The 23,651-nt window shown below is 48.0% G+C and carries 20 protein-coding genes; 9 read left to right on the top strand and 11 right to left on the bottom strand.

What is annotated here, in order from left to right:
• Nucleotides 1-10: 10 nt before the first annotated feature.
• Entirely contained in the window at nt 11-1,879 is a 1,869-nt protein-coding gene (gene htpG, locus AC5LIL_RS14260; RefSeq protein WP_499824455.1) for a molecular chaperone HtpG, read from the bottom strand.
• A 278-nt stretch (nt 1,880-2,157) separates the two neighbouring features.
• Here htpG and gloA2 point away from each other — a divergent pair, with 278 nt between their 5' ends.
• A complete protein-coding gene (gene gloA2 / locus AC5LIL_RS14255) occupies nt 2,158-2,538 on the top strand; it encodes an SMU1112c/YaeR family gloxylase I-like metalloprotein (protein WP_214785483.1) in 381 nt (126 codons plus the stop codon).
• A 25-nt stretch (nt 2,539-2,563) separates the two neighbouring features.
• On the opposite strand, the gene AC5LIL_RS14250 is transcribed toward gloA2, so the two are convergent.
• Nucleotides 2,564-3,196 carry a TetR/AcrR family transcriptional regulator gene (locus AC5LIL_RS14250; protein WP_499825370.1) on the bottom strand — a complete coding sequence of 211 codons (633 nt, stop codon included), beginning with the start codon at nt 3,194-3,196 and terminating at the stop codon, nt 2,564-2,566.
• A 120-nt stretch (nt 3,197-3,316) separates the two neighbouring features.
• On the opposite strand from AC5LIL_RS14250, the gene AC5LIL_RS14245 reads away from it, so the two are divergent.
• Together AC5LIL_RS14245 and AC5LIL_RS14240 are read left to right on the top strand one after the other, a co-directional pair.
• Nucleotides 3,317-4,066, top strand: a complete 750-nt coding sequence (locus AC5LIL_RS14245) for an SDR family NAD(P)-dependent oxidoreductase (protein ID WP_499824454.1) — start codon at nt 3,317-3,319, stop codon at nt 4,064-4,066.
• A 60-nt stretch (nt 4,067-4,126) separates the two neighbouring features.
• Nucleotides 4,127-4,564 carry a hypothetical protein gene (locus AC5LIL_RS14240; RefSeq protein WP_499824453.1) on the top strand — a complete coding sequence of 146 codons (438 nt, stop codon included), beginning with the start codon at nt 4,127-4,129 and terminating at the stop codon, nt 4,562-4,564.
• Nucleotides 4,565-4,596: 32 nt separating this feature from the next.
• Here the strand turns inward: AC5LIL_RS14240 and rluF are convergent, their stop codons facing one another.
• On the bottom strand, nt 4,597-5,307 hold the full coding sequence (gene rluF, locus AC5LIL_RS14235; RefSeq protein WP_015880301.1) for a 23S rRNA pseudouridine(2604) synthase RluF: 711 nt from the start codon (nt 5,305-5,307) through the stop codon (nt 4,597-4,599).
• Between the two features lie 92 nt (nt 5,308-5,399).
• On the opposite strand from rluF, the gene AC5LIL_RS14230 reads away from it, so the two are divergent.
• On the top strand, nt 5,400-6,224 hold the full coding sequence (locus AC5LIL_RS14230) for a hypothetical protein (protein WP_499824452.1): 825 nt from the start codon (nt 5,400-5,402) through the stop codon (nt 6,222-6,224).
• On the opposite strand, the gene AC5LIL_RS14225 is transcribed toward AC5LIL_RS14230, so the two are convergent.
• Entirely contained in the window at nt 6,190-6,840 is a 651-nt protein-coding gene (locus AC5LIL_RS14225; protein ID WP_214785490.1) for a C39 family peptidase, read from the bottom strand. The two genes, AC5LIL_RS14230 and AC5LIL_RS14225, sit on opposite strands and share 35 nt — an antisense overlap.
• A 74-nt stretch (nt 6,841-6,914) precedes the next feature.
• Complete coding sequence (locus tag AC5LIL_RS14220; protein WP_214785491.1) at nt 6,915-8,288, bottom strand: YjiH family protein; 1,374 nt, start codon at nt 8,286-8,288, stop codon at nt 6,915-6,917.
• Nucleotides 8,289-8,548: 260 nt separating this feature from the next.
• On the opposite strand from AC5LIL_RS14220, the gene AC5LIL_RS14215 reads away from it, so the two are divergent.
• From AC5LIL_RS14215 to AC5LIL_RS14195, 5 genes are all read left to right on the top strand, one after another.
• Complete coding sequence (locus AC5LIL_RS14215) at nt 8,549-9,541, top strand: LLM class flavin-dependent oxidoreductase (RefSeq protein ID WP_499824451.1); 993 nt, start codon at nt 8,549-8,551, stop codon at nt 9,539-9,541.
• 137 nt (nt 9,542-9,678) lie between these two features.
• Entirely contained in the window at nt 9,679-12,849 is a 3,171-nt protein-coding gene (locus tag AC5LIL_RS14210; RefSeq protein ID WP_499824450.1) for an EAL domain-containing protein, read from the top strand.
• 2 nt (nt 12,850-12,851) lie between these two features.
• The gene (locus AC5LIL_RS14205; RefSeq protein ID WP_214696685.1) at nt 12,852-13,607 is read left to right on the top strand and encodes a P-loop NTPase family protein; all 756 of its coding nucleotides are present in this window, start codon (nt 12,852-12,854) and stop codon (nt 13,605-13,607) included.
• The gene (locus AC5LIL_RS14200; protein WP_499824449.1) at nt 13,595-14,452 is read left to right on the top strand and encodes an MBL fold metallo-hydrolase; all 858 of its coding nucleotides are present in this window, start codon (nt 13,595-13,597) and stop codon (nt 14,450-14,452) included. The genes AC5LIL_RS14205 and AC5LIL_RS14200 overlap by 13 nt, the downstream gene beginning before the upstream one ends.
• Nucleotides 14,452-14,883 (top strand): GNAT family N-acetyltransferase, encoded by a 432-nt coding sequence (locus AC5LIL_RS14195; protein WP_499824448.1) that lies wholly within the window; start codon nt 14,452-14,454, stop codon nt 14,881-14,883. The genes AC5LIL_RS14200 and AC5LIL_RS14195 overlap by 1 nt, the downstream gene beginning before the upstream one ends.
• 24 nt (nt 14,884-14,907) lie before the next feature.
• On the opposite strand, the gene guaC is transcribed toward AC5LIL_RS14195, so the two are convergent.
• From guaC to AC5LIL_RS14165, 6 genes are all read right to left on the bottom strand, one after another.
• On the bottom strand, nt 14,908-15,891 hold the full coding sequence (gene guaC / locus AC5LIL_RS14190) for a GMP reductase (RefSeq protein WP_074036799.1): 984 nt from the start codon (nt 15,889-15,891) through the stop codon (nt 14,908-14,910).
• A 203-nt stretch (nt 15,892-16,094) separates the two neighbouring features.
• Entirely contained in the window at nt 16,095-18,152 is a 2,058-nt protein-coding gene (locus tag AC5LIL_RS14185; protein WP_499824447.1) for a PAS domain S-box protein, read from the bottom strand.
• A gap of 111 nt (nt 18,153-18,263) precedes the next feature.
• Entirely contained in the window at nt 18,264-19,448 is a 1,185-nt protein-coding gene (locus AC5LIL_RS14180) for an MFS transporter (protein WP_499824445.1), read from the bottom strand.
• 155 nt (nt 19,449-19,603) lie between these two features.
• Nucleotides 19,604-21,613: a catalase gene (locus AC5LIL_RS14175; RefSeq protein WP_499824444.1), complete on the bottom strand. Its 2,010-nt coding sequence runs from the start codon at nt 21,611-21,613 to the stop codon at nt 19,604-19,606.
• Nucleotides 21,614-21,746: 133 nt separating this feature from the next.
• Nucleotides 21,747-22,400 (bottom strand): hypothetical protein, encoded by a 654-nt coding sequence (locus AC5LIL_RS14170; protein ID WP_499824443.1) that lies wholly within the window; start codon nt 22,398-22,400, stop codon nt 21,747-21,749.
• Nucleotides 22,401-22,444: 44 nt separating this feature from the next.
• On the bottom strand, nt 22,445-23,647 hold the full coding sequence (locus AC5LIL_RS14165) for an NAD(P)/FAD-dependent oxidoreductase (RefSeq protein WP_499824441.1): 1,203 nt from the start codon (nt 23,645-23,647) through the stop codon (nt 22,445-22,447).
• Nucleotides 23,648-23,651: the final 4 nt, after the last annotated feature.

Raw genomic sequence — 23,651 nt, 5'->3', positions numbered from 1 at the left:
GCCTTCGCCGTCACTCCGCCATCAACGCACACACTGCATTCGAATACGCTACCGGATCTTCAATCGGTAACCCTTCAATGAGGAGGGCTTGTTGATACAAGAGGTCTGTATATTGTTTCGCTTTTGCTTCATCTTCCTTATACACACGTTGGAGCGTCTGGAAGATGGCGTGGTCGGCGTTCACTTCGAGCACTTTCTCTGCTTTCATGCCGCCGCCGTTTGGCATCGCGTTCAAAATCTTCTCCATCTCGATTGAGACGTCACCCGCGACCGTCAAGCAGACTGGATGTGATTTTAGTCGTGTTGAGGCACGCACTTCTTTGACGCGGTCTCCGAGCTCTTCTTTCATGAAGGCGAATAAGTCTTGGTTGTCTTCGTTTAGTGATTTCGCTTCCGCGTCATCGAGACCAAGATCGCCGCTCGCAATCGATTTGAACTCTTTATCGTCATACGACTGGAGCATCTTGATGGCGAACTCGTCGATTTCTTCTGTGAAGTAGAGGATTTCATATCCTTCCTCTTTCAAGCGCTCTGCTTGTGGCAAGAGGTCGATGCGATGAATCGATTCGCCTGTCGCATAGTAGATATACTTCTGATCTTCTTTCATCCGCTCGACGTACTCTTTGAGCGAGATGAGTTTCTTCTCATGAGAAGAATGGAACAGAATCAAGTCTTTTAATTCGTCTTTGGCTGCGCCGAACTGGTCGTACACGCCGAACTTCAATTGGCGACCGAACGACTCATAGAACTTCTCGTAGTCCTCGCGCTCGTTTTGGAGCATCTTCTCGAGCATCCCTTTGATTTTGGACTTCACGTTCTTCGCGATTACGCGAAGCTGACGGTCTTGCTGCAACATTTCACGGGAAATGTTGAGGGAGAGGTCTTCAGAGTCGACCATCCCTTTGACGAAACCGAAATAGTCCGGCAAGAGGTCTGGTGACTTCTCCATGATCAACACGCCGTTCGAGTAGAGCTCGAGCCCTTTCTCAAATTCTTTCGTGTAATAGTCGAACGGAACCGTTGACGGGATGTAGAGGATCGATTGATAACGAATCGTCCCGTCGACGTTCAAGTGAAGATGCTTGAGCGGCTCATCAAAACCGTAGCGCTTCTCGTGATAGAATGCTTTGTAATCTTCGTCTGTCAACTCGCTCTTACGCTTCCGCCAAATCGGCACCATGCTGTTGACGGTCTCTTCTTCCTTGTAATCCTCATACTCTTCTGAGTCCTCTTTTTGACGATGTTTCGTCACATCGAGTTTGATTGGGTAACGGATAAAGTCCGAATGTTTCTTGATGAGCGAGCGGATCTCGTATTCTTCAAGGAATGACGAGTACGCGTCATCTTCTGTGTCTGCTTTCAAGTGGAGCGTGATTTCTGTACCGATGTCCGCCTTGTCTGTCGGTTCGATTGAATAGCCGTCTGTGCCCTCTGACTCCCATACGTATCCTTGATCACTGTCAATCGAGCGAGTCCGTACCGTCACACGGTCAGCGACCATGAACGCGGAATAGAATCCGACCCCAAATTGACCAATGAGGCTATGGTCTTCTTCCATCTTCGTTGCCTGTTTCATGGCGAGTGAACCGCTCTTTGCAATAATTCCGAGATTCGTTTCAAGTTCTTCTTCTGTCATCCCGATGCCCGTGTCGCGAATCGTAATCGTCCGTGCCTCTTTATCGAGTTCGATTTTGACGAAGTAATCGTCTTTGTTGAACTCGATGCTCTCGTCGGAGAGGGCGCGATAATACATCTTATCGATCGCGTCACTTGCGTTCGAGATGAGCTCGCGCAAGAAGATGTCCTTATGTGTATAAATTGAGTGGACCATCAACTCTAAAATTCGTTTCGATTCCGTTTGAAACTGTTTCTTTGTCATGATCGTTCTCCCTTTTTCGTCTGTATTTTGGCACTCTCGTATAAAGAGTGCTAACACTATTGATTATCCTAAAAATTAGGAAGATGTCAACCGGATTCGAAGAAAAGATTGACGAGGACGTAGGTTTCGAATATAGTTGAGTACATGCGATGAGCTGGTCTATGTAAGACGGCGGACATTTCCTTGAGGAGCACGTTGTGGAGCGTGGTCCGTCGCGGTAGACTTTCGAGAGCACCTCTAGTGAGAGGTGCTCATTTTTTGTATACGGGGGTAGAATGATGAACTTACATACGATTCACCACGTCGCAATCATTGCGTCGGATTACGATAAAGCCAAGCAGTTTTATGTCGAGGCACTCGGATTCGAAGTGATTCGAGAACACCACCGCCCGGAGAAACAGGATCACAAAATCGACTTACGTCTTGGTACATATGAGCTCGAGCTGTTCATCAAACCGAATAGTCCCGAGCGTCCAAATTTCCCAGAGGCGCGCGGTCTTCGACACTTGGCGTTTAAAGTCCACGACATCGAGTCCGTCGTTGCCGAATTGAATGAACGTGGGATTGCGACAGAACCGATTCGTCGTGATGATTTTACAGGAGAGAAGATGACTTTCTTCTTCGACCCCGATGGACTACCGTTAGAACTGCACGAATAAACCCCTTCACAAGGAAGGGGTTTTCTTATGCCCGAATGGATGCGAGCAACCTCTCTTTCAACGCGTTGATTTGCACAGCCGGTTCGATATCGTCCTCTAAATAACTGATGTGCGACTTCAACATGATATTGTTGCCGAACGTCCCGAATGCATTGATGATCGTAACAATTGTCACTTTCACATCGATATCTGGTCTGAACGAGCCATCACGCTTTCCGTCTTCGATCAACGGTTCAAGCGTCTGCATGATTCGTCGTTGTACGTCAATGTATGTCTCGATGCCAGGAAGGGGTGTGGCGACGAACGATGCATAGCTCTCGAACGCCTCACGAAAACGGGCGTGGTCCGTCCGCTCCAACTGCATCTCGAAAAAGTGGTTCAAGATGATCTCGAGCCGTTCATAGGCGTTGCCTTCCTCATTCACAAACTGTTCAAATCGCTCGAGTGTCGGCTGTAGATTTTTGACGGCCGCTGCGACGATCAATTGGTCTTTCTTCGGAAAATAGCGAAACAGTGTCGCTACCCCAATCCTTGCCGCATCCGCAATGTCCTGCATTTGAACTTTCTCAAAGCCATTCTCTAAAAATAAGCGTTCGGCCTCTTGGATAATCAGCTGGATTCGTTCTTCTTTGTTTTGTTGTCGTTTACTCAATTCCATCACCTCATTGTCTGTCATAAGTATATCGTCTTCGAGCAGTTTCGTTGAGATTAATGTCACATCCAATTATTATTATTATGATAGTTAGACTATCATAATTTACAGAATGGAGCTGGGACAATGCGTTTAGAGGGGAAAGTAGCGGTCATCACAGGGGCAGGAAGCGGTATGGGAGAGTCGACGGCACGTCTATTCGCCAAAGAAGGAGCGACGGTCGTCGCAACCGATATCAATGAACAAGGGGTACAAAGCGTAGTCGAGTCGATTCGTGCACAAGGTGGGGAAGCCATCGCGGTGAAGCATGACGTGACCTCACGTTCAAGCTGGGAAGACGTGTTTGCAGAAGTGGAAGCGACGTGTGGAAAATTGGATATCCTCATCAATAATGCCGGAATCGCACTCGCGAAACCGTTCTTGGAACAGACAGAAGAGGACTGGGCGCGCACGTATCGCATCAACATCGATGGGGTCATGTTAGGGACGCAGTATGCGATTCCGCTCATGACAGAGAATGGTGGAGGATCAATCGTCAACATCTCCTCCATCTCAGCACTGACAGGTATGGCAGGTGCCGGGGCATACACGGCCTCAAAAGGTGCTGTCCGTTCTCTCACAAAAGCAGCGGCCGTCGATTACGGGAAGCAAAATATTCGGGTCAACTCGGTGCATCCGGGGTATATTGTGACACCGATGAGTGCGCCGCATATGGAACATCCGGACTATAAGCAGCACTTCTTGAATCAAATCGCTTTGCCGAATCTCGGACAAGCGGATGAGGTGGCGGCAGCCGTCCTCTTCCTCGCGTCAGACGAAGCGAGTCATATTAGCGGGATCGAACTTCCGGTAGACGGTGGCGTGACGGCGAAATAATCGAGAGAGCATCCTGATGTGATGACACCTCGTGTTATATTAAGAAAAAGAGATGAAGTCATGATTCAGTTTGAGATGGAACGAGTATGGATGGATGAAACGGAGCTGTTTTATCAAGTTCAGCTTCAACTTCGGTCTTCTGCCTGCACCAGTAATCAGTTGATTTATTTAGATGATGCGAGTCTTGAGGATCTTCATCAAAAGATCGATCAATTCAATCAAGCGTGGGGCAAAGAACCAATCACACGGAGACTGCTCGATGAAGAAGAGGATTCGGATGATTTGCAAGTCAATCTAACCTTCACGTTGATTGACCGCATCGGGACCATCCAAGTCGATATTTTCATTCATGATGAATGGCAGTTTGACTCATTTGACCACATTCATATGAAATGTAGAATAAGGACGATAATGGGCCAGCTCGATGACTTGAGCGCTCAACTCAAACGTTTCATTCGCCGTGAGACCGATCATGTCGCATCATTACGACCAGAATGAAAAACAAGCCTAGACGCGCGTCTAGGCTTGTTTTAATACCATTCTTTCGGTTCGTAATTCAATTCGCGGAACAACTGCTCACGCTCTTTTTTCGAAAGGTCGCGCCATTGTCCAGGCGGGAGTTTCCCGAGCGTGATGTTCATGACACGCACGCGTTGGAGGCGGAATACTTCGTAGCCGAGCGCCTCACACATCCGACGGATCTGACGGTTGAGTCCTTGCGTGAGGGTGATGTTGAAGTCGAATTTCGAGAGCGGACGGACTTTACACGGTAGTGTCTTCTGTCCGAGGATTTTGACGCCGGCTTCCATCTGTTCGACGAATTCGGGTGTGATTGGCTTATCGACTGAGACGATGTATTCTTTCTCGTGCTCGCCTTCTGCGCGAAGGATTTCGTTGACGATATCGCCATCGTTCGTCATGAGGATGAGACCTTCTGAGTCCTTATCGAGACGACCAATGTTGAAGATGCGGAGCGGGTGGTTGACCATGTCGACCAAATTCCCTTTTACTTTTTTCTCTGTTGTACTCGTGATCCCGACCGGTTTATGGACGGCGATATACACGTTATTTCGTGCGACACGTGCGACCGAACCGTTGACGAGGACTTCATCCCCCGGTTTTACTTGGTCGCCGATTTTTGCTTTTTTCCCGTTGATGGTGACGCGTCCCTCTTCGACGAGACGGTCGGCTTGGCGGCGGGACGCCTTGCCTGATTCACTGATAAATTTATTGATGCGCATGTGTACACGTCCTTTGTTTGGCTTCGTCCTCTCACTATAACGCATTTTATAAACTCTCGAAAGCGGGAAACGAACGGGAGAGGAGGGATGACATGGAGGCACTGCGACTGTTACAAGACGCGATTCGATTTCAAGCAGTGTTATGTGAGACATCGTTTGGTCAAGAACTGATTCCAGAGGCATCACCTGTCCTTTGGTACGGTCGTCCTCATGCGAATCAATGGCTGACTATTGGGACGAACCCGTCACGCGGCGAGTTTTTACATCGAGACGGGACACCGAGAACGGGGAAAGCCCAAAAGTTCTATTGGCAGAACGCGCTCTCGTTTGAAGATTACCTCGGAAATGAAGAGGCGCTGCAAGAAACGATAGAACGAGCATCGTCCTATTTCGAATCGGGTCGCGCGACGACGAGTTGGTTCGGGAAACCGGGTGGCGCCAAACTTGAGGCGCTGTTGAACGGGATGGGGCGAACGTTTTATGACAATCCGGCCTCTGTCATCCACGTCGATTTTTTTAAACTTGCGACGTATGAACAAATGGGGAAGATGAAGGCCGGGCGCGACTGGATGGAGCATCCGATCTCGATCGAGTTATTAGAGCGCACAATTACATATATCAAACCGACACGGTTGATTGTGCTCGGGCGAGAGAATTGTCGTGCTTTCACAGGTTTCTCGACTACGGGGAGGCTATCAGCCTATCCTGCCATCACCTATGAAATCGGACGCCATGAATCGGGCATCCCGATGATTGGACTTCATATGAAGCCGTCTGAAGTGTTCGTCGGGCTCGGGAATGGTCGGGATTCAAACGGGCTACACTACGGGTCATATGCCAAACGCGAGCATCTGTTACGAATCGGACAAGCGCTTGAAACGATTATGGACGAGTGGCTGGTGGATGGACGCGTGTGATACTTCCCCAGAAATTGAATTCATTGAAGTCGATATAGCGCACGTCTTTTGAACGGTTGTCGAGCACGGCCAACAAGATGACGTCCGGAAAACCTCGTTTTTCAAACTGTAAATAACCGATTCCCGTGACGGAATGATTTTTATAAAAGCCGTTCGCCATATTCAACACAAACGGGCGACCCGCTTTCAGCTCACGCTCAAACGTCGACCATTTCCATAGATAGCGGGAACTACCTCGACCGTCATAACCGTATCGCTTCCATAGCTTCGTAATGATGGTGGCGATTTGAGTCGGAGGTGTCCCTTTCTCGTCTTTAAAATGGTGCATGAAGGCAATCTCGCGCACATCTTCTTGAATTTGTGTCACATCATCAGGGATATTCGTATACCCATGGTCTCGATAAAAGCGGAAAATGGCGGTAATGGACGTCAGCGTACAATTGTTCTTTCCGTTCTCAAACTGGCGTTGGAGCAAGACGGGCACGCCTTCTATCTGCACGGAGCGCTTTAATGTCCAGCGTCCGTGATACCGATCGTTCACATAAAGCTCCGGGTCGATGATTCCGGCATAGCCGTTGTTCGCGACCTCGAGTTGTCCTGCAAATGGGTGCTCCATCTAGGTCTCACTCCTTTTTCTTTTAGTATACAAAGGACGCCCCATCTCATAAAAGAGAAAGGGCGTCGTTTTCGTTAAAAGACAAGATGTGCGATTCCGACGATGATCGGAAGCGTGATGAACGTCCGTAACAAGAAGATTAAGACAAGGTCGAGGAATGAGATCGGTAGTTTTGAACCGAGCAGTAAGCCCCCGACTTCAGACATATAGATAAGCTGAGTGACAGACAGTGTGGCGATGACGAAACGCGTCAACTCGCTCTCGATGCCGCTTCCGAGGACGGCCGGTAAGAACATATCGGCAAAACCGACGACCATCGTCTGAGCGGCCTCCGATGCCTCAGGTACTTGCAGGAGCATCAGGATTGGTTCGAACGGCTTTCCGATAATGGTAAAGAACGGCGTATATTCTGCGATGACGACCGCGATTGTCCCGACCGCCATGACGACAGGGAGAACACCGATCCACATATCGAGGACGTTTTTGAAGCCGTCTTTGAGTGTCTCTAGAAAACTTTTACTCGAACGTGACTTTTGTAGCGCTTGTATCAACGCCCACTTCCCGAGTGAAACGTCTGACGGCACCTCTTCTTCCGGTTTAAGCTCGGTCTTCTCATAAGCCGTATCTGCTTTTTTAGATAGTGGATAAATCCGTGGCATGATGAGCGCTGCGACCAAGCCAGATAAGACGATCGCTCCGTAGTATGGCAAGAAATATTGATCGAGTTCGACATATTGTAAGACGACAATAGTGAACGTGATCGAGACGACGGAGAAGGTCGTCGCAATGATCGATGCTTCCCGTTTCGTGTAATAACCTTCCTCATACTGTTTGGTCGTCAGTAGAATCCCAATCGTCGCATCCCCGACCCATGAAGCGAGCGAGTCGAGCGAGGCGCGCCCTGGCAATCGGAAGAGTGGGCGCATGATTTTCATCAAGAACGTCCCGACGAACTCGAGAAGCCCAAAGTTCAAGAGGAGCGGTAACAACATACCTGCAAAAAAGAATGTCGCAAACAAGATTGGAATCAAATCAAAGAGGAGCAAACCTCCTGTGAATTCTGACGTGATCATTTCTGGTCCGAGTGTGAGTAGCGTCATCACACCGGCGACAAAACCGATGATGCGCATGACGAACCAAAACGGTGTCACGCTAAAGAGTGCGTTGATGGACGGTCGTTCCACCATAAAAGCAGGACGTGCCGTAAACAACAATAAAGATCCGACAATCGAAATCCCCATCATGATGACAGCGAGTGTCGGGACGAATTCGCCAATCCACTCAATCAATAGATTGGATAAGAAAGCGACCGGAATCGTAAAGCCTTCTTCTGATGAGATTGGTACGATGAAAAACATGATGCCGATGAGCGATGGAATCAAGAACTTAAAAAAGTCTCGACTCGAAAAAGAAGGTTTCTTTCCGTCTGGTGTTGATGAACCATTCATGATGTATTCCCCATTTCCCCGAAGTGTTTGTACTGTCTATGTATCCCCATTACACATCCAGCTATTCTTAAAACGTATTTCTTTCTTAGTATAAAAAATATGACCAGGTGCTATCAACCGAATGCGTAAATTTTCTGAAAAATATAAAGCAGACACTAGGCAAAACATTCGTATTCCCTTGAAGCATTTAGTATGATGACGGCGAGTCCAACAAATTCAAGATATTTAGAAACTTCATTATAGAGATAGGAGAATGCATCATGAGATTGAGTGTGTTAGACCAGGCGCCGGTCACGTCGGGTCATACAGGCGAGCATGCGCTGAACAGCGCGGTCGAGCTCGCACAAGTCGCAGAGGAGTTGGGATATTACCGGATGTGGATGGCGGAGCACCATGGCGGCATGTCGTTCGCGAGCTCGGCTCCGGAAGTCATCACGGCCTATCTGGCAGCTAAGACGAACAAGATTCGTCTCGGGTCCGGCGGCATCATGATGATGCACTATTCGCCATTGAAGATGGCGGAAGTGTTCAAGACGCTCAGCGCCCTAGCACCAGGACGCATCGACTTCGGTGTCGGACGCGCACCAGGCGGAGACGCGAACGCCATTTATGCGATGTCACAAGGGCAGAAGCCGATGATGGACGGTCTATACGAAAAGCTCGATACGACGCTTCAATTAATCAAAGATGAAGCACCGGAAGAGCGATGGTATAAAAATACGCCGGCAGCACCGACGGGCGTCACGCTTCCGGAAGTGTGGTTACTTGGGTCGAGCGGGAACAGTGCCGTGCAAGCCGGTCGGATGGGACTCGGCTATTCCTTCGCACAGTTTTTCAATGGTCAATTGAGTGCCGACACGCTTGATACGTATCGCCACCACTTCACCCCGTCTGACTTTATGGAGAAACCGGACATCAGCGTCACGTATTTGGTCACGACGGCAGAGACGGAAGAAGAAGCGGAATATTTGGCTCGACCGTCTGATTTGTCACGTCTCTTCTTGATGCGCGGACAGTTGAGACAGCTGTTGAGTCCGAAAGCGGCCCACGACTATCCGCTCACGGAGGTCGATAAAATCCATATTGCTAACAACCGAGCGATTCACCTCGTGGGAACACCGAAACAAATCGCAGAACAACTGCGAGACGAGTCGGAGCGCTATGGTTTTGACGAAGCGATGATTTGTAGCATTCAGCATAAGCAAGAAGATCGCTTGAACGTCTATCGCCTGTTAGCGAACGAGTTGCTTTGATTCGACGAACACCTTCTCAGATTGAGGAGGTGTTTTTGTATGAATGAAAAACGTTTTCCCATTTTTTCAAAGGTTTTCTCCCTAGTCGGAGCGAAACCAACTACACTATAAGAAAAAGGAACAGGTGGAGGTATACGATGCAACGGATGAAAGGCGACCCATATTATCTATTCGAGCTGTTCACACGCTTGTATCGAATGGTATTTCTAATGGCAGTGACGGATGAAGGCTATCGTTATGTTCATGTGAGCGATCAGGGGAAAGTCGCTTCCTCGCTTCCGAATGATGTGGAAGGTCAGTATTTACATGAGATGTATCGCTCAGAAGTGGCGAATGAATTGATTGGACATTATGATGCGGTCGTCGAGACGGGGGAACCGGTCTATTTCATGTCAAAAATGAATGTCGAATCCAATACGGCCCGATTCGCTTCCTCTATGCTTGTGCCAATCGAAGATGAATCGGGTGTCGTGCGCTATGTGCTCAGTTTGACGACGGATTTGTCAGAAGAAGCGGAAATCAAGTTGTTACGTAGTATCGAACATATGGACTATTTGACGGGGATGCCGAATTTGATGAAAGTCAAATTGGATCTCGATCAACTGTTTGAACAACAGGGCACGGAAGAAACAAGTGTGATGCGCCTACATATTAATCGTTTCAAGATGATGATGTCGCTCCAAGGGGTGGAGCGCTCGAATGAATTGATTAAAGACATCACGCGTCAATTGGCGAATACACTCCCGCAAGGTTCCATTATCGGTCGGGTCGATGGGGAAGATTTTATCGCGGTCTTGCCCCACGTCCCGATGAAGACGGCCTATATGTATGCGGAACATTTACTTGATGTCATCGCGAGTCATTCTTACAAAGTGGCCGATGCAGAATTTCCTTTATCAAGTTGTATCGGCATCAGTTCGGGAGTTGCTGACGCCGATCGCGTCATCATGAACGCCTCAACGGCTTTATTAGAGGCACGTCAGAACGGTAACCAAACGATTCATCTATATGAACATGATGAGTATGTTCAGCGTTATATTGATGAGATTATGATTGAGACGGAGCTTGTGAAAGCAATCAAACAAGATGAACTATATATGGTGTATCAACCGAAAGTGTCGATGAATGGGTCGATTCATTTCGAGGCGCTCATTCGTTGGAATAGTCCGGTGCTTGGGTTCGTCTCTCCTGAAACGTTCATTCGTGTGGCGGAACAGTCACTGCTTATTGAAGACGTGACACAGTTCGTCATGAATCGAGTCTGTCAGGACGTATCTGCACATGCAGAGCAATTCGAAGGTCGTCGTGTCGCCGTGAATGTGTCACCAAATTTGTTTCATGAGCATCACATGAATGAATTGGTGACCATCATTTCGTCATATGACCTGAAGCCGGAGCAGTTTGAATTCGAAGTGACGGAGCACACACTCATGCATGAACCGGTCGCTGCCATCAAAACGGTTGAATCGTTGAAGCAGCAAGGATTCCGATTGGTGATTGATGATTTTGGGGTGAGTTATTCTTCTTTAAATTACTTGAAGCTATTTGAAATCGATGGCATCAAGATTGACCGATCATTCGTTGCACAACTCGATCAAGAGAATGGGATGAAAGAATACGAAATCGTCAAACTGATTGTGTCACTCGCTAAAAAGTTAGAACTCGAAGTGACAGCAGAGGGCGTTGAAACGGAAGAACAGTATCGTATTTTACGTCAGCTCGGCTGTGATGAAATTCAAGGTTATTTCTTTAGCCGCCCGATGGCGCTCGAAAACCTAGATGAGGCACTCGAAATCTTGCATTCTCACCAGGCAGTCTTATCGAAAATTGAACAGCCGTCGCAGTTACTTCATCCTTCACTTGATGAACGCGAGATAAAGCGAATAAAGGCCATCTTACGATTGGAGATTTTAAACACGCCACAAGAAGAACGGTTTGATCGGATTTCTCGTTTGGTCGCACAAACGTTTCAGATGCCGATTGCCTTCATCTCCATCATGACGACGGACCAGCAATGGTTCAAATCGTGTGTCGGGATCGAACTTGAATCTTCTCATCTTAAGCGGGAGTGGACGCTATGTACGCGAGTCGTCACGTCGGAACGTCCGATTGTGATTGAAGATGTGGCAGCTGAAGCATTTGAGAGTGACAGTCCGTGGCTCGATCAAGTCGGGTTCTATGCCGGGGTGCCGCTCCGGACGAAACAAGGTCACGTCATCGGCACTCTTTGTGTGGTAGATGCTCAGGCGAGAACATTCACTGAAGAGAATCTACATGCGCTCGAGTCGTTCACACACTGGGTCATGGCAGAGATTGAACATACAGAAATGTCACGGCGACAAATCAAACGCCAACAAGTCGTAGAGGCATTGTATGAAGCGACGGCACTTCGTATGCCGTTTCAAGACCAGTTGGCACGAGTTCAAGAAATCTTATTGGAATGGGTCGGTTACTCGCATGCGGTGATTTTCTCAAGTGAATCCTCACATCGTCTCTTGGTCGAGAACGGGGTGTCTCGTCTGATGTGGGAGGAAGAAGAACTGCGCACCCTCCATCAACTAACGACGGTCGGTTCACAAACTCTTCAAGAAGGAGAACTGATTGTAGATGGAATCGAGTTCACAACGATTGTCAGCTTTCCTTTGACACATAAACATCAAGTGTTCGGATGGATTGTCTTATTGGCGGAACAAGGGAATTTAAACGATCAACTTGACGAAGAATTGCTTCAAGAGTTGGCAGACACGATTCGATTGCTTGCAAGATGGTTAGAGAACGGAATTCGGAAAGAGCGGAAACAACGCGAAATGATTCGGATTGCGACACAGGATCAACTAACAAAACTCTGTAATCGATATACACTCATGACTGATCTATATAGACAGATTCAGCGTTCACGAACAGTCACATTGTTGTTGATCGATATAGACGACTTCAAACGGATTAATGATCAATATGGTTACCTAATCGGAGATGAATTGTTGATTGAAATCGCACAACGATTGAGCGGGTTCGTGGAAACGTTTGGAGGTCAGGTATATCGATTTTCAGCTGATGAATTCGTTGTGGTTCAAGAGGATGGACCTGTTGGCTTAAATGAGATAAACGACGTTATTTCCCAGGGAATAAACGCTTCAAACGGTGAAACCATCCGTCTTACAGTAAGTATCGGGGTCGCCACAATCCAATCTACCTCAACAATTGATTCGATTCTTCAGCAAGCGGATGCGGCTATGTATATTGCGAAGAACAATGGTGGCAACCAATGGTTTCAATACGATGGATATTCAGATGGTGAGGGGTTTTAAGTATGGGGAAATTGTGGTTGATTGAGGGGTTGCCGGGAAGTGGGAAATCCACATTTGCTGAAAAGATATGTGCGTTGAAAGAAGGTGTCTTCTATTCGGAAGTGGACGCTGCTCACCCCGTCGATCTGCATGAAATCTACTGGGTAACGGAACCACCTTCACATGGTACGATTCTTGATGAAATTGAAGACGGATGGCTCGTTCGTTACGATGAAGGGGAAGAGCGCGTAGGAACAGATGTCTATGAGTTGCCCTTTGCACTTCACACACGAATCATGTGCGAACGATGGCGGCGTTATGTAACGAAATTTGAGCAGGAAGAACGTGACGTCATCTTTGAATGTGCGTTGCTTCAAAACCCGTTCACGATTGGGATGGTCGCCCAAGACGTTTCGTTAGAGGCGATTGAAACATACGTTCAAGAAATTTCATCGATTCTTAAACCAATCGAACCAATCATCGTCTATTTGGAGTTAAACGATGTCGCTCGGATATTTCCATTCGTCTACGACGAGCGACCGATTGAATGGCAACAGGGGTTTGTCGAGTATTACACGACAGGTTCCTATGCATCGAAACGTAACCTTGTCGGTGTATCGGGGACGATTGCGGTATTGGCGGACAGACAGCGACTTGAGCTTACATTGCTTGATCGGATTCCGTTTCGTCATGTCCGAATCCAAAATGATGAGCGTTCTTCATTTGAAGAACTAACCAAATTGATAGAAGAGGAGTCGAGCCGTTCATGCAAACCTTGATCAAACATTCGGAACGTTTTTGGTATATGACGCCGGTTGCGCATACGGACCGTCCGATTCTTGGTGCCGTTATTGGTGACACACATACATTACTCATTGACGCGGGCAACTCCGTGGCGCACGCATCATTCTTTATGCAGCAGTTAAACGAGCGTGGCCTCCGTGCGCCTTCGATGGTCGCATTGACACATTGGCACTGGGATCACATCTTCGGGCTACCTGCCTTAGAAGGAGTGGTCTCAATCGCAAGCGAGGCGACAAAGCACGAGATGGAGAAGCTCGTCCCTTACGCTTGGGATGATGCATCATTGAATCAACGAGTTGCTGAAGGAATTGAAATCGAGTTTTGTGCTCAGGCGATCCGCGAAGAGTATGGTGATTCGCGAGACATTCAAATCGTTCTGCCGACACTGACGTTTCAGGAGTCGTTGACGCTCGATCTTGGTGGTATCCATGTCATATTGAGGCATGTCGGTGGCGACCATGCGAAAGATTCGGTCGTTATCTATGTCGTGGAAGAACGCGTCTTATTTTTAGGAGACGCATTGTATGCAAATTTGTATGCTCCGACATGGCGAATGACACCAGAGGAGACACTTCGATTGTTACATGTACTAGAGACATTTGATGCACAACAGATCGTCTGGTCACACGGTGAGATGATAAGTCGTGAAGCGTTCGCAGCAGATTGCCTTACTTTGAAAAGAATCGCCACGATTTCAAGCGATTTCCCGGGAAATATTGAAAAAATCACCCAATCATACGCTGCACTTGTCAATCGCGAATTGAACGAAGAAGAGCAGGAATTGATTACGTTTTTTGTGAATGGGACGGTGGAGAATTAATGCATACAATTGTACGAATCCATGAAGAAGACGAGTCATTTCAACAGTTTTTGACTAGGAATCTACGTGATTATAATAATGTTCACTCTGCGCATCATCGCGAGATTCGCGAGGCGATTGTACCGGCCATTCAATTGAAAATCGAGCAAGAAGGCCGGATCATTGCTGGCTTGTACGGGAGTGTGTATTGGGGATGGTTCGATTTAGACCGTTTATGGGTAGATTCGAACGTTCAGGGACAGCGGCTCGGGAGTCGGTTGCTTGAAGAAGGGGAGACGATTGCGAAGTCGCTCGGTGCGACGCGTGTGAAGTTGACGACGTTTTCGTTTCAGGCGAAATCATTTTATGAGCGCTTTGGCTATACGGTCGCCGGTGTGCTACCGGACTACCCACCTGGATCTGACTATTACATGATGATGAAGGAACTATAAAAGGCGACATGAGGTCGCCTTTTTTTAGTATACTTTATCCCCATTGAAGATTGAGTTTTTCACCATGACATAGTCTACCGTGCGCAATGCTTCGAGACTGTCGCCACCCGCGTAAGAAATCGCCGACTGGAGGTCTTGCTCCATCTCGGTCAATGTGTCTTGTAATGCCCCTTTGTGTTCGACAAACATCTTTTTCCCCTCGACGTTTTTTCGCTCACCTTTTTGGAACTCGGAAGCAGAGCCGAAATACTCTTTTAGTTGCTTGCCGTCTTGCTCGAATGTTTCCCCTGGAGATTCGTCATGGCCAGCGAACAATGAACCAATCATGACCATCGAAGCGCCAAAACGAATCGACTTGGCGATGTCCCCATGTGTACGGATTCCCCCATCCGCGATGATCGGCTTCGTCGCTGCCTTGGCACACCAGCGGAGCGCCGCCAATTGCCAGCCGCCCGTGCCGAATCCCGTTTTGATTTTCGTGATGCATACTTTCCCTGGTCCGATTCCGACTTTCGTCGCATCAGCTCCGGCATGTTCCAATTCACGAACGGCCTCTGGCGTCCCGACGTTCCCCGCGATGACAAATGAACCAGGAAGATGGTGCTTGATATGTTGAATCATTCGGATGACCGCGTTCGAGTGTCCATGTGCGATATCGATCGTAATAAATTCTGGTGTATGACCAGTCGACTGAAGCATCTCGATAAATGCATACTCCTCTTCTTTCACCCCGACGCTGATGGAGGCATAGAGACCTTTCTCGTGCATGTCCTGGATAAACGCGAGACGCGTCTCAGGATTGAAGCGATGCATAATGTAAAAGTAACCGTTCTCGGCCAACATGAGCGCCACTTTCTCATCAATAATCGTTTGCATGTTAGCCGGGACGACCGGTAAACGGAACGTGAAGCCCCCGAGCTCGACGGTCGGGTCACATTCCGAACGACTATCGACAATACATTTTGCAGGAATTAATTGAATATCTTCATAATCAAACACTTTATCCATAAGTTGCACCCCTATTCACGAACATTAACATCTTGAACTATAAAAAAACTTCGCCCATTCGGTAATATATCGTGAACAGCTCTCAAAGTCAAAGGGAAACTTCGTAAAAATGATCTAAAAATGAATGTATTTAGATTTTTTAGTATTTAATGTTCGTATTTAGGTGTTCTACATATGTTTCATGTGAAAAAAAGGACCTTGATTCACAGGTCCTTTGCGAGTACATATTGGTTTCGACCGTCTGCTTTCGCCTCATATAAAGCGAGGTCGGCGCGTTTCAACAGCTGTTTAGTCGACAAGCCTTTTATATAACGAGCACCACCGACGCTCGAAGTCGTGATGAACGTATGGTGATCGATTTCCCAAGGTCGTTGTAACGCTTGGATAATCTTTTCGGCGACACGATGGAGAGAAGAAGGATCGGTAAATCGGATGAGGACGGCGAATTCATCGCCTCCGAGTCTTGCCACCATATCTTGTTTTCGGAGTACCGACGTCAATCGGCACGCCAATTGACGCAAAAGCTCGTCCCCGACATCATGACCGAACGTGTCATTGATTTGTTTGAAACGGTCGACATCGAGCGCGAGAACGCCTAATTGCTCTTTCTCATATCTCGTCTCTTCGATGGCTTCTTCAAGATGGGCGAGGAAGTAGCGTCGGTTCGGCAAATCAGTCAGCGTGTCGTGATATGCCAAGTGCTTTAAGCGCTTCTCAAGCGCTTTTCGTTGCATGATTTCTCGGCTGACCGTCAAGTAGTGCAGAAGATACCCTGATTCGTCATAGATAGCTTGAATTTTTGTCTCGAGCCAGATCCAGCGTTGGTCCGCGTGAAAGTGTCGGAATTCAAGAGTCAGCGAGACGTCTTGCTCTTTCAAGTCCTTCAATTGTGAACGGACGATTTGAATGTCATCTGGATGAATATAGTCGAGCGTATTCTTCCCTTCATAGTAATCGGCCGCAAAGCCGAGAACCGTACGATGAGAAGGGGAGGCGTAACGAACCGTCCCGTCGCGTTCTAATATGCAAACGAGATCACTCATGTTTTCCGTAATCAGTCTGTATTGTAACTCACTTTGTCTCAAGGCCTGTTCCATTTCTCGTTTTTCCGTGACATCGCGCAAAATCATCAATACGGCCAGCTGTCCTTCATAGTCGATGAGGAGACTGCTGATGTCCATATGAAGTCGGTCCCCGCTCTGCGTTAAAACGACCATCTCGGTATCTTGAACAGAGCCACCTAGTTCAAGGGTAGCGAGACGTGTCTGAGTGGATTGATGATATTCTTCTGCAATGAAAGAAAAGATGGATCCACTCTCGAGATAATTCTCTCCAATCGTTTCGAGCGCCATTGCGTTCGCATATAAAATCTTCCCATCTTGGTGAACGATGATGCCTTCTGGAATCGTCTCGATCAGTTGGCGATAGCGACGTTCACTTTCGATTGTGGCCCGTTCAGCGTTCTTCTCAGGCGTTAAATCGATGATGATGGCAAACAATCCGGTGATGTTGCCACCGACTTCGATCGGGATGTTCAATACGGACAAATCAAGCCGCTCCCCAGACTCATGAGTGGCGTAAACCGAATACTTGTGCGGAATGCCGGATAACGTGAACTGCAACCCTTTCCGTACACGAGAACGTTCGTCCTCGGGAAGCCAGTGAAGAAACGGTTGATGGAGCATCTTCTGCTCGGCATATCCAGTGATGCTCATGACGGCCGGGTTGACCGATTTGATATTCAGATGATGATCAAGTACAAAAATGCCATGGGGCGTGTAACGTCTTAATGACTCATGATGATCTTTCAAAATGGACAATTCCAGTTCGCGACGCTTTCGCTCCGTCACTTCGCGGACGACCGAGACGATATGTGTACATTGTCCCTCGTCATTAAAAATAGGAGTCACTTCTGACTCGAAGTAATGAAGGGGAAGCGTCAATACATCATTTGCTTCTACCGTATCGGTGTAGAACGAGTCAGCAAGACGATAGTCTTCATAGACGACACTTTTTTTTGTTCGAATCGCTTCATCGTAATAGGTTGTGATGAGCGCGGCCGTTTCGGCGGGGACGAGTTCGTCAATCTGCTTTCCGATATCGGCGTCTGACCAGTTGATTGCGCGTTTTGCGGGTTCATTCACGAAGACGTATCGATAAGCTGAACCATCGACTTCCATAAAGAACACATAGTCTGAAATTTTATCGAACGTCCTTAATAAAATCGATGCGTTGTATTGAAGTGTTTGGTCAGCCTTCATCTCGTCTCCCTCATTTCGTTCAATCTATTTTTACACGTCATTTTTATCTTAACGCATCCTTCGGTAAAATGTGTGAACTTTCAAAAAAAGACAGGATGCAATCACATCCTGTCAGGCAGCTTCTTTCAGTTGTTTCTGCTCGCTTCGACCGTTCATGAAGTAATACAAGAAGATGGTAAAGAGAACGACACCGGAAAGCATCAAGTATAATGTCGAAAATCCAGTCAACGGAATGAGTAGACCAATGAAATAAGGACCAAATCCGAGACCTGCATCGAGTGCAATGAAGAACGTTGAAGTGGCCATACCCATCCGATGAGGTGCCGAAGCCTTTACAGCAATCGCTTGTGTACCTGACTGGATATTCCCGAATCCGAGTCCGATTAGAGCGCCTGCGAGTAATAGCATCCAGCCGCTATTCGCTTGACTGAGCACGAGAAGACCGACGGCGAAAATCGCGATTGCTGGATACATGACGACATTCGCCCCACGCGCGTCCATCAACTTCCCGGTAATCGGACGAGACAACAGGACGGCGACGGAGTAGACGAGGAAAAAGATACTCGCCGCTTCAATCAAGTCAAGTTCACTCGCGTAAAAGTTAATATAGGACAAAACGCTCGAGTAGCTGAGCGCGGCCATCCCGATGATGAGTGCGATCGGTAACGCCTTCGGTTCAACGAATGATTTCAATGAGAAACCACGAACGACTTCAGGTGCGTCTACTTCTGGTACGTTCACGAAAAACGTACTCGCCAGACTGATTAGTCCGATTACGAAACAAAGTCCGAAAATGACGGTGAAGCTCGTATATTGGCTAAGGAGCAACCCGACGAATGGCCCGATGGCTGTCGCCAAGGTAGAGCTCATACTGTAGTAGCCAATCCCTTCGCCTTTTCGAGTCGCAGGAATGACTTGCGCCACGATTGTTCCGGTTGCGGTACTCGATAATCCCATCCCGAGACCGTGTACGAAACGAGTGAGCAATAAGAACCCGACGCCCCAATGGACGAAGTACAACAAGATCGTTGCGGTGAAAAAGACGAGTCCGATATAAAGTGTCTTTTTCCGACCGATTGAATCGATGAGTCGACCGATGAACAATCGCCCGGTCAACGTTCCGATGATAAAGATGCCGGTGACGAGCCCTGCTTGACTCGTCGTCGCCCCGTACGACTCAACGGCATGTACTCCGATGGTGACCATCAATAAGAAAAAGATGAGCGTCAGGAAGAAGTTGATGAGCGAGATAATCAAAAAGTCTCTCGTCCACAATTTTTGAATAGGTTGTTGCATCGAACACGACGCCTCCTTTTCTTCAAATTCGAATAGTTAATAAACATAACTAAAAAAGTATACCAAATCCACACAGGATTGTCTGAGATGATGCATTCCATGAGTTCATGGAGCAAATAAAAAACTCGACTCGTGAATCGAGTCGAGTGATATCGTTATGCGCGATCCCAGAAACGGGCAGTCGCGATTCCGTCGATGAACGTATCGAATCCATCGAGGTTATGCGTATCAAATGTGAAGACACCAGGCTGGTCTGTCTTCACACGACATGTTGCGAGTGCTTCTTGATGATGCACGTGCAGGGCGAGCGGTTTATAGTGCTTATACGTGTTCTCGATGAACTCGAGGACATCATCTTCGACCGAGGTTGCGGCACTCACTAAGAAGGCGGCGTCGAAGAGGCTCGAGTCGACCGTGTCGTACGTCTCTTTTACTTTCAGGTCACCGAGCATATGGGCTTTCTTGCCGACGAGACTATAGTTGACGTTGTGGTCGGCGAGTTGCTTCACCCATTGCTTCACTTGATGCGCATCCACGTCACCGGCGAGGAGAAGGGCGACGCTCTTCGTGTCCGGTTTTTTGATCGTGTTCGCCATCGAGAGGGCAGGGGACGTCTTGTCTGACTGGACTTCATTGTTTTCTTCAGGTACTTGCACGCCTAAATTGTCGGCAACAACCTCGGCGAGATGGCGATCAATCCGATTTAATAAATCGACAGCGTTCTCTTTCACCATATCCGACTCACATTTCCCGAGTTCGAAACTGCAGGCGTCTTGAATGTGCTGCTTTTCGACATCGGTCATGCTGTTATAGAAGAGTTTCGCCTGTGAATAGAAGTCTAGGAAGCTGTCGCTGCGTCCTCGAATCTTATGTCCATCGACTTTCTCTTGATAATGCTCAAATCCGCCTTGGTCAGCTGGTACGGGTTCAGGCTGATTGTTATTGAGCGCATTTTTATGATAACTCGTCTGTCCTTTGTGGACGGCCATTTGATGCATGCCGTCACGCTGATTGTTGTGGAACGGACAAACGGGCTTGTTGATCGGAATCTGGTGGAAGTTTGGTCCACCGAGACGCGAGAGTTGCGTATCTGTATAAGAGAATAAGCGCCCTTGTAAGAGCGGGTCGTTCGAGAAATCGATTCCTGGAACGAGGTGTCCCGGATGGAAGGCGACTTGCTCGGTTTCAGCGAAGAAGTTATCGACGTTTCGGTTAAGTGTCATCTTCCCGACAAGTTTCACAGGGATTTCTTCCTCAGGCCACAGTTTAGTCGGGTCTAAAATGTCGAAGTCATAGTTGAACTCATCTTCTTCAGGGATGAGTTGGAGTCCGAGCTCCCATTCCGGATAATCGCCTTTGTTGATGGCTTCATACAAATCGACACGGTGGAAGTCCGCATTTTTCCCGACTGCTTTTTGAGCTTCGTCCCATACTTGTGAATGGACGCCGAGCTTCGGTTTCCAATGGAATTTGACGAAATGTGCCTTTCCTTCTGCATTCACGAGACGGAACGTATGGACCCCGAAACCTTCCATCATGCGTAGACTACGTGGAATTCCCCGGTCACTCATCGCCCACATGACCATATGAGCGGTCTCGTGGTTTTGTCCGACGAAGTCCCAGAACGTATCGTGCGCGCTTCCCCCTTGCGGCACTTCCGTATGCGGTTCAGGTTTTACAGCATGGACAAGGTCTGGGAATTTGATGGCATCCTGAATAAAGAAGACAGGGATGTTGTTTCCGACTAGGTCGTAGTTCCCTTCGTCTGTATAAAACTTCGTCGCAAAACCGCGTACGTCACGGACTGTATCCGCAGACCCACGCGAGCCTTGGACGGTCGAGAAACGGACAAATACCGGCGTTGTCTTCGAAGGATCGTTCAAGAAATCAGCTTTTGTGATTTCGGCGAGCGGTTCATATACGTGAAACTCTCCGTGTGCCCCAACGCCGCGAGCGTGGACAATCCGTTCTGGAATCCGTTCGTGGTCAAAGTGGGTCATCTTCTCCCGGAAATGAAAATCTTCAATCAAGGTCGGACCGCGACGCCCTGCCTTCAGTGAAAATTCATCTTCCGCCATCTTCAATCCTTGGTTCGTCGTCAAGCCTGCTTGTTGTTCGTTATCAATCGTATGTTGTTTTAACTGCTCTTCTTTCTTGTTCCCCATGTGATTGCCTCCCTTAAGTATGACTGACCGTTGTAAGTCACGTTTTGACCTACTGTATCGGTGTTCCCTAACCCAAATAAAAAAATCCCTCTTTTTTCAAAAAAGAGAGATTTCACACAAATGGGTAACTCACTTATAGCGCGGCCCATACGTGTTGCTTCAAAACGATTTGTTGCACGATTTTCGGGTCAAGATCATATTCACTAGAGACGATTCGCGTCACTTTTGATTTCACGTCCGGGTCGTCTGGATCCTGTTTCGTATATTGTTCCTGCCACAACGCCCAGATTTGAATCTCTTTTCCAGTCAGTTTCGTCGACCACTCTTTCTCACGAAGCTGCCAGCCGAACATCATCTCGTCTGTTTGACCAGGTTCGACCCAGTCGGCAAGCGCATAGTCGCCTTCAGGAGCGAATACGGCCTCACCGAGTGGGGGTTCTGTCCCGATATAGGCGGCGTCATCATAAAATCGTAACAAGGCGGCCTGGAATTGGTCGGACTGTTGGACGTTCTCGATGACGTCATGGCTAATGGATTGAAGTTCATCCGTACTTGGTTCACCATGCACCACAACATCATATTCATATCGAGTCACATCATCTTCTACAACGGGTGAACGCTTTTCGATCGTGTATATTTCCTCGGAAATAGAGACTTGTTCAGACTTTAATTGCGTGGTGGGTGTCGACTCGTTTGGCCAAAACCAGATGGCGCAGCCAAGAGGGACGATAAACACGATCAGTCGGCGAAACGTGTACACCCACCTTGCTTTTCTTTTTTTCTTCAATCCAAAACACTCCTTCAATATGTAACAACCCCCAAGAATAGGGGTTACGTTCGATCTAGCCGAACGAGATCAGCGTCTGGATGATGCTGACCACGAACGAGGGCGCTCAGGATGCGAGAGCCGAGCATGCTGTACACCGTCCCATTTCCCCCATATCCGAGCAAATAAAACAAATTCGGTCGATTCGGGTGCTCTCCGATGAACGGGAGTTGGTCCACCGATTCTCCAAACAAGGCGACCCAGGCATAATCGACTTCGAGGTCATACATCGGGAAGAGTTCTGCAATTTTCTCCTTCACCCGTTCAGCCCGGTCGTTCATGAGTGCCTCATCGTGAGGCGTCTCTGCCTTGTCTTCGTCGAGACCACCAGCGATAATCCGACCGTCCGGAGTCGTACGTAAATATAGGTATGGTCGTTTCGTCTCCCAAATGAGTGCGCGTCCTTCCCATTCGCTGAACTCTGCAATCGGATTCGTTGCGATGGCGTATGAACGGTTCAAATCGATTCGATGAGAATCAAGTAGGGGAGCAGGACCGTAACCTGTCGCAAAAATGACTTTGTTCGCTTTGAATGTACCGTTTGAAGTGAGGACAATCCATCCTTCGCCGTCTGAAACGACTTCATCCACCGACGTCTCTTCAAAAATCGGGACGTTTTGTTTCGATAAGTGACGAATGATTTGACGGCTGAGCGTGAGCGGATTGACTTCGGCATCACCTTTTGTAATTAAGGCGGCCGGTTTGTCGAACGGGAAACGTTCACGCAATGCATCGCGGTCGAGCCATTCCACTTCAAAACCATGCTTCGAAAGCATCTCATATTCAAGTTTCAATTTGGCAACATCGGCCTCCTCACTCGCAAAACAAAGGCTATCCCGGCGAATATAAATATCGGCTGCCCCGACATCTTCCGCTACTTGATCAAGTGATTCGACGGCATCGAGACAGAGACGATAGAAGCGTACCGCCGCGTCTTCTCCGATTTTTTCGGCGAGTTCATGTAACATAATGTCATTTGAATATTGAATAAGACCGGTGTTGGCCGACGTGCTGCCTGTTCCAACTTTTCGTCCGTCGAGCACCGCAAAATCCACACCATCCTGTTGCAACGTATAAGCTGTCAGCGTTCCAGACATTCCGGCTCCGATGACGAGCACGTCATACTGCTCTTTTTTCTCAGGTTGTTGCAACACCACGTCATCTGATTCGGTCGTTGGCCAATATAAATCTCCGTTATACAATTCCATCAGT

The sequence above is a fragment of the Exiguobacterium sp. RM11 genome, from assembly GCF_059821525.1.
Note: the sequence above shows the minus strand (reverse complement) of the source record. Positions and strands in the feature narration are given on the sequence as shown.

Bases quoted from the DNA above. Each gene is read 5' to 3' on its own strand.
- htpG (WP_499824455.1), bottom strand. From the start codon at position 1,879: ATGACAAAGAAACAGTTTCAAACGGAATCGAAACGAATTTTAGAGTTG.
- gloA2 (WP_214785483.1), top strand. From the start codon at position 2,158: ATGAACTTACATACGATTCACCACGTCGCAATCATTGCGTCGGATTAC.
- AC5LIL_RS14250 (WP_499825370.1), bottom strand. From the start codon at position 3,196: ATGGAATTGAGTAAACGACAACAAAACAAAGAAGAACGAATCCAGCTG.
- AC5LIL_RS14245 (WP_499824454.1), top strand. From the start codon at position 3,317: ATGCGTTTAGAGGGGAAAGTAGCGGTCATCACAGGGGCAGGAAGCGGT.
- AC5LIL_RS14240 (WP_499824453.1), top strand. From the start codon at position 4,127: ATGATTCAGTTTGAGATGGAACGAGTATGGATGGATGAAACGGAGCTG.
- rluF (WP_015880301.1), bottom strand. From the start codon at position 5,307: ATGCGCATCAATAAATTTATCAGTGAATCAGGCAAGGCGTCCCGCCGC.
- AC5LIL_RS14230 (WP_499824452.1), top strand. From the start codon at position 5,400: ATGGAGGCACTGCGACTGTTACAAGACGCGATTCGATTTCAAGCAGTG.
- AC5LIL_RS14225 (WP_214785490.1), bottom strand. From the start codon at position 6,840: ATGGAGCACCCATTTGCAGGACAACTCGAGGTCGCGAACAACGGCTAT.
- AC5LIL_RS14220 (WP_214785491.1), bottom strand. From the start codon at position 8,288: ATGAATGGTTCATCAACACCAGACGGAAAGAAACCTTCTTTTTCGAGT.
- AC5LIL_RS14215 (WP_499824451.1), top strand. From the start codon at position 8,549: ATGAGATTGAGTGTGTTAGACCAGGCGCCGGTCACGTCGGGTCATACA.
- AC5LIL_RS14210 (WP_499824450.1), top strand. From the start codon at position 9,679: ATGCAACGGATGAAAGGCGACCCATATTATCTATTCGAGCTGTTCACA.
- AC5LIL_RS14205 (WP_214696685.1), top strand. From the start codon at position 12,852: ATGGGGAAATTGTGGTTGATTGAGGGGTTGCCGGGAAGTGGGAAATCC.
- AC5LIL_RS14200 (WP_499824449.1), top strand. From the start codon at position 13,595: ATGCAAACCTTGATCAAACATTCGGAACGTTTTTGGTATATGACGCCG.
- AC5LIL_RS14195 (WP_499824448.1), top strand. From the start codon at position 14,452: ATGCATACAATTGTACGAATCCATGAAGAAGACGAGTCATTTCAACAG.
- guaC (WP_074036799.1), bottom strand. From the start codon at position 15,891: ATGGATAAAGTGTTTGATTATGAAGATATTCAATTAATTCCTGCAAAA.
- AC5LIL_RS14185 (WP_499824447.1), bottom strand. From the start codon at position 18,152: ATGAAGGCTGACCAAACACTTCAATACAACGCATCGATTTTATTAAGG.
- AC5LIL_RS14180 (WP_499824445.1), bottom strand. From the start codon at position 19,448: ATGCAACAACCTATTCAAAAATTGTGGACGAGAGACTTTTTGATTATC.
- AC5LIL_RS14175 (WP_499824444.1), bottom strand. From the start codon at position 21,613: ATGGGGAACAAGAAAGAAGAGCAGTTAAAACAACATACGATTGATAAC.
- AC5LIL_RS14165 (WP_499824441.1), bottom strand. From the start codon at position 23,647: ATGGAATTGTATAACGGAGATTTATATTGGCCAACGACCGAATCAGAT.